This window comes from Pedobacter aquae, from assembly GCF_008195825.1.
Lineage (GTDB): Bacteria > Bacteroidota > Bacteroidia > Sphingobacteriales > Sphingobacteriaceae > Pseudopedobacter > Pseudopedobacter aquae.
In genome coordinates this window covers 2,393,722-2,406,451 of sequence record NZ_CP043329.1, presented here as the reverse complement: position 1 = coordinate 2,406,451, position 12,730 = coordinate 2,393,722, and the positions used below count along the sequence as shown (strand labels likewise).

At 35.5% G+C, this 12,730-nt stretch carries 8 protein-coding genes; 7 read left to right on the top strand and 1 reads right to left on the bottom strand.

Annotated elements, in window-relative coordinates:
• Positions 1 to 107: 107 nt before the first annotated feature.
• The 7 genes from FYC62_RS10560 (at position 108) to FYC62_RS10530 (ending at position 10,834) form a co-directional block, all read left to right on the top strand.
• The gene (locus tag FYC62_RS10560; protein ID WP_149074907.1) at positions 108 to 3,113 is read left to right on the top strand and encodes a SusC/RagA family TonB-linked outer membrane protein; all 3,006 of its coding nucleotides are present in this window, start codon (positions 108 to 110) and stop codon (positions 3,111 to 3,113) included.
• An 11-nt stretch (positions 3,114 to 3,124) separates the two neighbouring features.
• Complete coding sequence (locus FYC62_RS10555; protein WP_205943709.1) at positions 3,125 to 4,666, top strand: RagB/SusD family nutrient uptake outer membrane protein; 1,542 nt, start codon at positions 3,125 to 3,127, stop codon at positions 4,664 to 4,666.
• Positions 4,667 to 4,678: 12 nt separating this feature from the next.
• Positions 4,679 to 5,572, top strand: a complete 894-nt coding sequence (locus FYC62_RS10550; RefSeq protein ID WP_149074906.1) for a LamG-like jellyroll fold domain-containing protein — start codon at positions 4,679 to 4,681, stop codon at positions 5,570 to 5,572.
• Positions 5,573 to 5,701: 129 nt separating this feature from the next.
• On the top strand, positions 5,702 to 7,060 hold the full coding sequence (locus tag FYC62_RS10545; protein ID WP_149074905.1) for a glucoamylase family protein: 1,359 nt from the start codon (positions 5,702 to 5,704) through the stop codon (positions 7,058 to 7,060).
• A gap of 5 nt (positions 7,061 to 7,065) precedes the next feature.
• The gene (bglX, locus tag FYC62_RS10540; RefSeq protein WP_149074904.1) at positions 7,066 to 9,390 is read left to right on the top strand and encodes a beta-glucosidase BglX; all 2,325 of its coding nucleotides are present in this window, start codon (positions 7,066 to 7,068) and stop codon (positions 9,388 to 9,390) included.
• A complete protein-coding gene (locus FYC62_RS10535; protein ID WP_149074903.1) occupies positions 9,390 to 10,169 on the top strand; it encodes a carboxylesterase family protein in 780 nt (259 codons plus the stop codon). The genes bglX and FYC62_RS10535 overlap by 1 nt, the downstream gene beginning before the upstream one ends.
• Before the next feature lie 5 nt (positions 10,170 to 10,174).
• Complete coding sequence (locus tag FYC62_RS10530) at positions 10,175 to 10,834, top strand: GDSL-type esterase/lipase family protein (RefSeq protein ID WP_149074902.1); 660 nt, start codon at positions 10,175 to 10,177, stop codon at positions 10,832 to 10,834.
• Between the two features lie 41 nt (positions 10,835 to 10,875).
• On the opposite strand, the gene FYC62_RS10525 is transcribed toward FYC62_RS10530, so the two are convergent.
• A complete protein-coding gene (locus FYC62_RS10525; protein ID WP_039452889.1) occupies positions 10,876 to 12,324 on the bottom strand; it encodes an ATP-binding protein in 1,449 nt (482 codons plus the stop codon).
• Between the last annotated feature and the right edge of the window lie 406 nt (positions 12,325 to 12,730).

Genomic DNA, 12,730 nt, shown 5'->3' with positions numbered 1-12,730 from the left:
CATGATGATGTAGTAATGTAGAGTTGATTTTCTTTTGCATTCCAAGAAATAGCTTGAAGTTTGTGTTACCAAAAAACCAATTAATACTTATCACAATTAACTAAATTATGGAAAGAAAGATTTTACTATTTTTATGTCTTTTCTCATTCAGTTTATTTGCTTTCGGACAGAACCTTAGTGTAACAGGTAAGGTTTCTGATGCTAATGGCGAACCACTGATTGGGGTTGCAGTATTGTTAAAAGGCTCTAACATTGCTACACAGACAAACGCTCAAGGGAACTACACGATAAGTGTCCCATCAAATGGAACCTTAGTATTCACTTATCTGGGTTATTCTACTCAGGAAATTACGATTAACAACCGTACAGTTATTAATGCTACGCTGGCCGAGTCTTCTCAAAGTCTTGAACAAGTAGTAGTCATTGGTTATGGTACACAAAGAAAAAGAGACTTAACAGGTTCTATCACTTCCATTAAAGGAGAAGATATAGAGAAGTCTCCAAACGTAAACCCTATATCTTCTTTACAAGGTAAAGTTGCTGGTTTAACCGTAGTAAATAGCGGTGTACCGGGTGCTGCACCTACTGTAAGAATTAGAGGTGTTAATAGTACCAATGCTTCAAATCCAATATATGTAGTTGATGGAGTTATCCAAACTAATATAGACTATGTAAACCAAGGCGATATTGAAAGTATTGAAGTATTAAAAGACCCTTCATCAACCGCTATATTTGGGGTTCAAGGTGGTAATGGTGTCATTGTAATTACAACTAAAAGAGCAGCCAAAGGTCAAACAAGGGTTGCTTTGCAAAGCTCGGCCGGTATACAATCTGTACCTAACAAAATTGATGTAGTTGATGCTGCAGGTTTTACCAGATTATATACCGCACAATTAGCCAACTTAAATGCACCAGCATTTGATTTTACAAATTATACAGCTAATACAGATTGGCAAGATTTAATTTTTAAAACCGCTGCAATGCAAAACCACAATTTAAGCATTTCAAACAGCGGCGAAAAAACAACTACTTTATTAAGCATTGGCTATAACAACCAAGAAGGTGTTTTAAGAAATACCAATTTCCAACGTTTTAATGTGCGTTTTAACGAAGAAATTAGAGTAAACGACAATATTAAAATTGGTGGTGATATTGTAGGTTCGCATTACATTGTAGACCCTTCTGATGTGAGTTTTAATAGCGCTTTAAGAGCAGTACCTATTGTACCAGTGCAAGAAGATGCTAATACTTATTACAGTATGCCATCTTTCCAAAGAGCACAAGTTGGTAACCCAATTGCAGCTTTAAACAGAAGCGATGGTACCGAGATTAATAAAGGTTACCGTGTAGTAGGTAATATTTTCGGAGAAGTAACCTTCTTAAAGAACTTCAAATGGCGTTCTGCTTTTTATACTGATTTAAGTTTTAACGGTACTAGAAATTACTCTCGTTTACCTTTTACATTTATCAATTTGGGCGAAGGTACTGCGCCAACTACTAGAACAGTTGATAATATTGTAAGAACATCAGTTGGCCAAAGTCAAAATGAGTTCCGTAGATACCAACAAGACCATACCCTTACATTTGATAAAACCATTAACGAAGATCATAAAGTAACGGCTCTTGCGGGTTTTAGCTCTCTTTATACTGGAAGCACAAGCTTATCAGCAAGTAGAAGAGATACCACCTTAAATATCCCAGATAGTCCAGATTTTTGGTATTTAGATATTATTAATAACTCTAATCCAGCGGCCGATGTTAACGGATCTGGTTCAGGATCTGCTCAGCTATCTTATTTTGCAAGAGTAAACTATGCTTTTAAGAATAAATATTTAGTAAATATTTCTGCAAGAAGAGACGGAATCTCAAAATTTGCTCCGGCTAACAGATGGGGCACTTTTGGTAGCGTAGGTTTAGGATGGGTAGCTAGTGAAGAAGATTTTTTTAATATAGAAAAAATAGATTTCTTAAAATTTAGAGCTTCTTGGGGTACTTTAGGCAATGCCAATGGTTTTGGTGAAAATTTATTTTTGCCAGGCTTAAATGTTACTGATGTGGGTGTTTTCGGTGATAATGTTTATCCATCTGTTACACCTGCTTATATTCCAGACCCTGCTTTAAGATGGGAAGTTACCAGAGGCTTTGATCTTGGTTTAGAGTTAAGAGCTTTAGATTATAGATTTAGTGCTGATATTGCCCTTTATGATAGAAAAACTAACGGTATCTTAACCCGTGTAACCATACCAAATCAAACTTTATCCTTTTTAACCAATTTAGGTAATATTACCAATAGAGGTATCGAGGTGGCTCTAGGTTGGAATGATAAAATAGGAAATGACTTTAAATATTCCTTTTCACCAAACTTTAGTTATAACCGAAATAAAGTAGAGTCTATAGGAAATAACTTTAATTTCCAGCTTTTGGGTAATGGAGGCGCTAATAGAACTATTTCTGGCGAACCTATAGGTCATTTCTTTGGGTATCGTCAAACTGGTATTATCCAATCTACAGCAGATTTAGACAGAACTCCAGCTTTTGGGGATTCACTTCCGGGTGATATTGCTTACGCTGATACCAATGGTGATGGTGTTATTACGCCTGCAGATAGGGTAAACTTAGGTAATCCTTTTCCAAATTTCAATTACGGATTGAACCTTTCTTTCAGCTATAAAAAGTTCGATGCTATGATTGAAGGTCAGGGTGTTGCAGGTAACTATGTTTATACCCAAAGAAGATTAGCAAGTTTTGCTATAGTTAATTATGAAAGTAATAGACTTAACGCATGGACTGGCCCAGGAACTTCTAATGTGGAGCCAATTCTTGATAACACGAGAGCTAATAATCAATTATTTAGCTCTTACTATTTAGAGCCTGGAGATTACTTCCGTTTAAGAACAGTACAATTGGGTTATACTTTTGATGCCAAAGGGTTGAGTAAAGCTGGTATGAAGACTTTAAGACTATACGTAAGTGGGCAAAACATGATTACGTGGAGCAAAACTACAGGCTATACACCAGAAGCTCCATTATCATCTATCTTGGGTGGTGGTGCTGATAACGGAATATTTCCATTACCTGCTATCTATACATTTGGTATTAACGCAACATTTTAAAAATAATAGACATGAAAATGCTTAAAAATATAAAAACAAGTTACGGTGCTATGGCATTGCTAGCTATAGCATTATTCCTGAGTTCTTGTCAAAAAGATTTTTTGGATAGATTAGCTCAAGGAGATTATAATCAGGATAATTATCCTTATCCGGAAGGTGCGGGGCCTTATGACCAATTTATAAACAGTGCTTATGCAAGTTTAAGAAGTTATGATGTTACCGTATTTCCATTTATTGCTGCAACTAGCTTTAGAAGTGATGATGCTGATAAAGGAAGTACCCCAGCTGATAGCCCCGATGGTATACAGATGGATAATTTCACCTTAACACCTACCAATGGTTTGGCAAATGATTTATGGCTAGGGCATTACAGGTTAGTAAATAGCTGTAATTTTATTTTAGATAGAGTTGCTAAAGATCCTAACCCAAATACCCCAGAAGCTTTAAAAATTGATGCACAGGCACAAGCAAGATTCTTACGTGGCTATGCTTATTTTATGTTAGTAAGGTCATTTGGAAGAGTACCTATTATAGATACAGTAATTTCTACGAATGTATCGCAAGCAAATATTCCTCAAAGCACTCCAGCTCAGGTGTATGCTTTCATAGAACAAGATTTACAATTCGCAGCTAATAATTTATCACCAGCATCCGCTTATGATAGAAAATTCATTGGCAGAATTAACTCTGGTGCAGCACATGCTTTGCTAGCTAAAGTTTACTTAACACAAGGCAAATGGGCACAGGCTATGAATGAGGCAAATATTGTCATGACGTCTGGCGAGTATAATCTATCAGTTCCTTATGCTACCATCTTCAATGAAGAAGGAGAGAATTCTAAAGAGTCTATTTTTGAAGTACAAGCAACATCACCTCCTGCAGTACCTACAGATTTTGGCTCTCAGTATACACAAGTACAAAGTGTAAGAGGGGAAAACGATTGGAATTTCGGTTGGGGATTTAATGTGCCAAGTGAGAACTTAGCCAACGCTTATGAGCCCGGTGATCCTAGAAGAAGACGTACTATTTTCTACAGCGTACCAGATTCTGTAACTATTTTTGGCGAGCGTCCTCAAGCTGGTTTACCAAATCCTCGCTACAATAACAAAGTGTATACAAACCCAGCAAAAAGAGCTTTAATAAATAGTCGTTCTGGCTGGTGGATGAATGTACGTTTATTACGTTACGCCGATGTAGTATTGATGTATGCAGAAGCAGCTAATGAGTTAGGCGGTACAGAAAATACTACCAGAGCTTTGCAAGCCTTAAATAGTGTAAGAGCAAGAGCAAGAGGTACAAACGCCAATATTTTACCTAACGTTACCACTACAGATCAAGAATTGTTACGCCAAGCTATAAGAAAAGAAAGAAGAATAGAATTGGCTATGGAGCATGATCGTTTCTTTGATTTAGTTAGATGGGGTACTGTAGCAACAGTTATGCAAGGGGTCGGCAAAAGCTTTGTCCCTGGTAAGCATGAGCTATTACCAATACCACAAGCTCAAATTGATTTAAGTAATGGACGATTAACTCAAAATCCAGGTTATAATTAATCTTATAAGGATATGAAATTTTTTAAAACATATATATCAGGAAAATTAATGCTAAGTGCACTAATAGGTCTTGGTCTGCTATCTTCTTGCGAGAAGGATGGTAACCCTAATAATCTGCCAGACGTAAATCCGGCAGATTATGAAGGAAAAATAGATGGTTATACAAGCTCAGATGAGATTTTTCCTCGAAACTTGGTAGCTTATTGGTCTTTTGATGATACCAAAAACGAAGTGAAAAGTAATACAGCGCCAACCCAAACATCAAACGATTCTTTTGTTGATGGTGGCGTAAGAGGTAAAGCTATCAGCTTAAACAGTGGTTATCTGTACTATGCAACTCAAATTAATGCATTTAAATCAGACTCACTAAAAAGTTTTACGCTTAGTCAGTGGATTAAAATTACCAATAACGGTTCTAAAAGAACCATGATTTTCCAAATTGCCAGACCGGGTATTTTTAACGGAAGTTTAGATTTTAGGTTAAATACCCAGAGTTTTCCTGCTACTAATACTACTACTTTAAGAATGAACCCAAGGTTTACTACTGTAGGTGGCGGTTCTCAAGATAATTTAAATAATACTTTATCGCCAACCATTGGCGCCGATAAGTGGACACACCTAGTACTCAAATATGAAACTACTACTGGTGTATTTAATATGTGGGCTGATGGTGTAAATGTGGGTTCTTTTAATAATAGAGGTGTAGGTAATAATTTATTTAGATCTTATGAGCCAGGAGAAATTATTATTGGTGGTAACTATAATACTATACCAGGTAAAACCATTGGTACTGATGCTTCTTTTGCTAATATGGTTGGCCAAATAGATGAAATAAGAGTGTACAATAGGGCTTTGCCAGATGCACACATCAGAGCTTTATATAATTTAGGTAAAGCAAACAAATAAATAGGTTGGGTTAGTTTGTCATAATGGGCGGAGCTGGTAAAAATCCAGCTTCGCTCTGCTGACAAATTTTTAATCTCTTTAAAATATAATTCTGCCTTTTAGATCAAGTGAAGACGTAAAAATGATATCATGTTAAAACCCTTTTTATCTGCCCTAGCTACTGTTGTTATTGTCCTTTCGGGATGTAGCAATGGTAAGAAAATCGTGAATACCCCTTTAGAAAATCAAAATAAATTAAGTGATGAACAATTGATAGATTTGGTTCAAAAACAAACCTTTCAATATTTCTGGGATGGTGCAGAACCAAACTCTGGAGCCGGTAGAGAGCGAATTCACTTAGATAATTATTATCCACAAAACGATAGAAATGTGGTTGCCACAGGCGCTACAGGTTTTGGCCTTATGGCTATTATTAGCGCTATTGATAGGGGCTATATAACCAAATTAGAAGGTACAGCCCGACTAGAAAAAATACTTAATTTCTTAGAAAAAGCAGACCGTTTTCATGGCGCTTGGCCACACTGGATGGAGGGTGAAACCGGTAAAACCAAACCTTTTTCTACAAAAGATGATGGTGGCGATTTGGTAGAAACTTCTTTTATTGCGCAATCTCTTATTTGTATCAGAGAATACTTTAAATCAGGAAATACACAAGAAAAAGCTTTAGCCGCTAAGGCAGACCAGCTTTGGAAAGAAATAGATTTTAACTTTTACAGAAACAACCAAAACGTATTGTATTGGCATTGGTCGCCAAATTACGCTTGGCAAATGAATTTCCCTGTAAAAGGATATAATGAATGTTTAATTATGTATGTGCTTGGGGCATCGTCTCCTACATATCCAATCCCGGCAGAAGTTTACCACGAAGGATGGGCAAGAAACGGAGCCATCAAAACAAATGTTAGTGTTTATGGTCATCAAATTACATTAGACCATCAAGGAGAGAAAAATAGTGTAGGACCATTATTTTGGGCACATTATTCTTACCTAGGTTTAAACCCGAAAGGCTTAAAAGACCAATATGCAGATTATTGGCAGCAGAATAGAAACCACACTTTAGCTATGAGAGATTATGGTGTAGCAAACCCAAAAGGATTTAAAGGTTATGGCGAAAATAGTTGGGGTTTAACCGCTAGTTATTCTGTAAACGGCTATGCCGGTCATACCATTAACAGAGATTTAGGCGTAATCTCGCCAACAGCGGCTTTGTCTTCTTTTCCTTATACACCAGAAGAGTCTTTAAAAGCTATGCGCCATTGGTACGAGAATTTAGGCGATAAAGTATGGGGAAAATATGGCTTTTACGATGCTTTTTCTGAATCAGCAAACTGGTATCCAAAAAGATATTTAGGTATAGACCAAGGTCCAATAGTAGTGATGTTAGAAAATCATCGCAGCGGTTTACTATGGAATTTATTTATGAAAGCCCCAGAAGTGCAAGCAGGTTTAAAGAAACTAGGTTTCCAAAGTCCGTATATATCAAATTAATTACCATGAAGAACAAGTTTTTTATTCTATTAGCCCTTACCGCATGTTGTGTTACCATATTAACAGCATGTGCACAACAAAAAAATATACAAAGCCGTCCACAAAATAAAATGGATGTCTTTATCAGTGATTTAATGTCTAAAATGACCATCGAAGAAAAGATTGGTCAGCTAAATTTATTAACAGGTGGCGAAGCCATTACAGGTACTACCGGAAATTCTGATTTAGAAACTAAAGTAAAACATGGCGAAGTAGGCGGTTTTTTTAGCTTAACTACGCCAGCTAGAATTAGAAAAGTTCAAGAACTTGCCGTTAACAACACTCGTCTAAAAATTCCTTTAATTTTTGGGTTAGACGTGATACATGGTTATAAAACAACTTTCCCTATTCCACTAGGCTTATCAGCCACTTGGGATATGCCTTTGATAGAAAAAACAGCTCGTATAGCAGCAGAAGAGGCTTCTGCAGATGGTATCAATTGGACTTTTTCACCAATGGTAGATATTTCCAGAGACCCACGTTGGGGCCGTGTTTCTGAAGGTAATGGTGAAGACCCTTTTTTAGGAGCAGAAATAGCCAGAGCTATGGTTAAAGGCTACCAAGGCGATGATTTAGCTAAATACAATACCTTAATGGCTTGTGTAAAGCATTTTGCCCTTTATGGAGCAGGCGAAGCCGGAAGAGATTATAACACCGTAGATATGAGTAAAGTGAGGATGTATAACGAGTTTATGCCTCCTTATAAAGCTGCCATAGAAGCGGGAGCAGGAAGTGTGATGACATCTTTTAACGAGATTGATGGTGTACCAGCATCGGCAAACCAATGGTTATTAACTGATTTATTACGTAAAGATTGGAAATTTGATGGCTTAGTTGTAACAGATTATACTGCTATCAATGAAATGATAGACCATGGTATAGGTAACTTACAAGAAGTATCAGCCAAAGCGGTAAAAGCTGGTGTAGATATGGATATGGTGGGCGAAGGTTTCTTAACAACTTTGAAGAAATCTTTAGACGAAGGTAAAGTTTCTGAAGCTGATATCAACAGAGCTTGCAGATTGATTTTAGAAGCTAAATATAAATTAGGTTTGTTTGATGACCCTTACCGTTATTGCAACGAGGAAAGAGCTAAAACAACCCTTTTTACAGCAGAAAATAGAAAATTTGCCCGCGAAGTAGCGGCTAAAAGTTTTGTGCTCCTTAAAAATACAGCTATCGCTGGACAGGTAAATGCTGTTTTACCTTTAAAAAGAACAGGAACTATTGCTTTAATTGGTCCTTTGGCAGATAGCCGTGTGAATATGCCAGGCACTTGGAGCGTTTCAACAGATTTAGCTAAAGCTGTTTCGGTAAAAGACGGTTTACAGCAAGTTGCTGGTCCACAAGTGAAAATTCTCCATGCTTTAGGTTCTAATTTAATTGAAGATGCAGCCTATCAAGCCAGAGCAACCATGTTTGGCAGAGAAATCCCAAGAGACAATCGCCCAAAAGAGCAGGTTTTACAAGAAGCCCTTGCTATTGCTAAAAAAGCCGATGTTATTGTTGCCGCTTTAGGTGAAAGCTCTGAAATGAGCGGAGAAAGTTCTAGCAGAACAGATATCCAAATCCCAAAAATACAAAGAGAGCTTTTAGAAGAATTGGTTAAAACAGGTAAACCTGTGGTACTGGTATTGTTTACAGGCCGGCCTTTAGATTTAAGTTGGGAAGAAAAGAACGTTCCTGCTATCCTAAACACTTGGTTTGGTGGTACAGAAACAGGTTTGGCTATCGCCGATGTTTTATTTGGCGATGTTAACCCGTCAGGTAAATTAACCGCTACTTTCCCTCAAAATATTGGGCAAATTCCTTTGTATTATAATCATAAAAATACTGGTAGGCCATTAGCAGAAGGTAAATGGTTTACCAAGTTTAAATCAAATTATTTAGATGTAAGTAACGAGCCACTTTATCCTTTCGGGTATGGTTTAAGCTACACAACTTTTGATATTCAAGCGCCTGTATTAGATAAAACTACCTTACGTTCTGGCGAGAAAATCAATATCAGCGTAAGCGTAAAAAATACAGGTAAAGTAGATGGCGCAGAAGTTGTACAATTATACATTAGAGATTTGGTAGGTTCTATAACCAGACCGGTTAAAGAGCTTAAGGGTTTCCAAAAAGTGTATTTAAAAGCTGGCGAAACTAAAAATCTTACCTTTACTTTAAGCGAGGAAGATTTGAAATTTTATAATAGTAATTTAGATTTTGTAGCAGAGCCTGGCGATTTTAAAATTTTTGTAGGCAATAGCTCAGCAAACGTAAAATCTGCCGATTTTAAATTAGAATAATGAGAATTTTAAGTAGCATATTATTATTGGTTGTCCTGAGTTTTGAAATGAAAGCTCAGGATATTTCTAAGTTTAAGGATGAAACTTTTATCTATAAAGGAGATACTTTGCCAGTGAGGGTTTTGTATCCTAAAAATTTTGATGCTACAAAGAAATATCCACTCGTACTGTTTTTACATGGTCGTGGCGAGAGCGGAAATAACAATAAAAGTCAGCTGATACATGGCTCTAAATTATTTTTAGAAAAGCAGGATGAATTTCCTGCTATTGTGGTTTTTCCGCAGTGTTCTAAAGATAGCTACTGGGCCAATGTGAACATTGTTACAGATAAAGAAAAAGGTAAAAGGCATTTCAACTTTCAGCAAGGTGGTAAGCCTACTAAAGCCATGTCTTTGCTGTTGGCTTATTTAAAAGAACTTAAAAAATTAGCTTATTTAGATGAAGATAGATTTTACGTAGGAGGCTTATCTATGGGTGGAATGGGAACTTATGAACTATTACGTAGGCAGCCCAATACATTTGCAGCAGCTTTTGCCATTTGCGGCGGAGACCATGTGAAAAATGTTAGAAAATACGCTCATAAAGTTAATTTATGGATTTTTCATGGCGCAAAAGACGATGTTGTGATACCAGAATTTTCTTTATTGATACATGAGGAATTGAAACGTTTAGGCGCTAACCCAAAATATACGGTTTACCCGGATGCCAACCATAACAGCTGGGATCCTGCTTTCAAAGAACCAGAACTTCTGCCTTGGTTGTTTTCGCATAAAAAATAATACTGATGAAACATTTTTTAAAGTTCTTATTGGTTATTGCTTTCTTATTTTCGGGAGGTATTATACAAGCTCAGCCTGCTAAAGCTCCCTTTTATAAAGAGATAGCGCAATACAAAAAGCAAGACTCGCTTCGTTTTCCTCAAAAAAATGCTGTACTCTTTGTAGGAAGTTCTTCCTTAAGATTATGGAAAGATTTAGAAAATGTCTTTAAAGCTTATGGAGCTATCAATCGTGGATTTGGAGGCTCAAATTTAGCTGATGCTATTTATTATGCCGATGATATTATTTTTCCTTATCAGCCAAAGCATATTTTTATTTATAGTGGAGAAAATGATATTGCCAGCGGAGCAAGTGTTGATGTTACGGTAGATAGGTTCAAAATCCTATTTAATCTGATTAGAAAGCAAATCCCAAAAGCTAGAATTTCTTATATCTCTATTAAACCAAGCATCAGCAGAGAAAGATTTGATGCTGCTTTTCAAGATGCTAACGCTAAAATCAAATTTTTTTTAAGCTCGCAACCCGCAACAGATTTTATTGATGTTTACCAAGCCATGCTAGCTGAAAATGGTAAGGTACAACAAGATATTTTTATCCAAGATAATTTACACATGAACCAAAAGGGATATGATATTTGGATTAAGGTATTGAAGCCGTATTTTTAAAAAGAACATCATCGTCTGTCCTAGTTATCTTAACTTTCAGTTTAAGTAGCATTTTTCATTTTTAAAGTGATGTTGCCTATGTTATAACTGTATACAGATACTGGTAAAAATGAAAATGCTAAATCTTCAATATGTTTTAATCCCGATTGATCAATTGAAGTAACTAAGGCTTTCTGAATGTTGTTACTTTTACAGAAATTAATTAAGCTTTTTAACTCTTTTGGCTTGTCAAAATATCTATTACTCCACTTTATTTCTACTCCCCAAACTGGTTTAAATTTCCTATCATCAACTAATACTAAATCCACTTCTCCTTCGCTTCTACCTTCTTTCCATCTAGCATAAGTTAGGTCTAATTTTTCTCTATGCATCCATTGAGATAATACTACTGTCTCAACCATATTACCCATTTCAGTATCAGTTTCATTAATAGGAGAGAATAAAGCTGTTCTTAAAGAGGAATTTGTTAAATAAACTTTGAAACTAGTTATACGTTTTAAACGCTTTGCATTTATATCTACTTTATTTAAAACCTTAATAAGGAAAGCAGCTTCTAAATATTCTAGATACTTTTTTAATGTGTCTTTTTGTATGCTACTTTCTTTACTCATGGTTTCATAAGAAAATTCGTTTCCTGTATTATAAGCCAGATATGTGAAAAAGCGATTTAATTCTTGAACGTCTTTAATACCATATAAACTTGGTAAATCACGCAGCAATACTTTATCAACAATATCATTTTTTACATATCTACCCATGTCGCTCTGGATCTTTTCACTTAACACTACTTCAGGGTATCCGCCAAAATTGAGGTAATGAACAAATTCTTTATTTAAAGTTTTAATATCGTGTGTAAGACAATATGGAATTTGATTATCACCGTAACTTATATGTCCATCATAAATAAGATGATTCATTTTCTTTAGATGTATATACTCTTGAAAGGTTAGAGGAGGGAGCATAAAATCAGTAAATCTTCCTGCGCCACTTTCAGTACTGTGCCATTTTAAAGCCGCTGCTGCAGAACCTGATACTATAAATTTAGTTTCAGGATAAGAGTCAACTAACACTTTAAGGTGGCGTTCCCAATCTTTAAGATATTGTATTTCATCAAAGAAGATATAACAATGATTAAGATTTTCAAGATGAAGAGATTGTTTACATAGATTTAGTATATCTTCTAAACTTAAATGAACATAAATAGGATTATCGATACCAATAAAAAATATCTTTTGTGGATTTATATTTTCTGCTAATAATTCTTGAATACTATGAAATAACATGACTGTTTTGCCCACCCGCCTAGGACCCATTAATACTAAAGCTCTACGAATATTTTTTTCAATTACGTATGGATAAAACAAGTTAAAATATAGGCGCTTAGCCATAGAACTGTACATCTCAGGGATGCTCTTATTAACCCACCAAGGATTTTCATAACGTAATCTCTCAATTATTTTCTCTGTCGGAATAAGATTAATTTTACCCATAATACTTTCTATTTAAACAAAAATAGTAAAAATAAGATGTTTTTAATCTTTTTATTTTTACGTAATAATATCTTATAGATGTTTTTAATTATATTATGTGATAAGTTGATTTTTTAAAATCTTAGAATATGCTAGTATTTCTCAACCACTAAGCTAGCAGAGTTTTCAGAGCTGGGTTAAGATATAAAAAGAGGTCAACTTAAACCCCATTTGTAAGTTTTGTTATTAGGGAAGTACGAAGCTATTTTACAAGTAAATTTCTACTTATTCTGATTAAATCTGGGTTTAAAACCTAAAGGTTTGGCTGTTGAAGTATTGTCCTCTTTAAATTCTTCTTGTATATCTTCAACCTTGTTTTCTTCGATATTAACTTCTTCTTTAATTGTAGTTGTCTTAGCCTTAAATC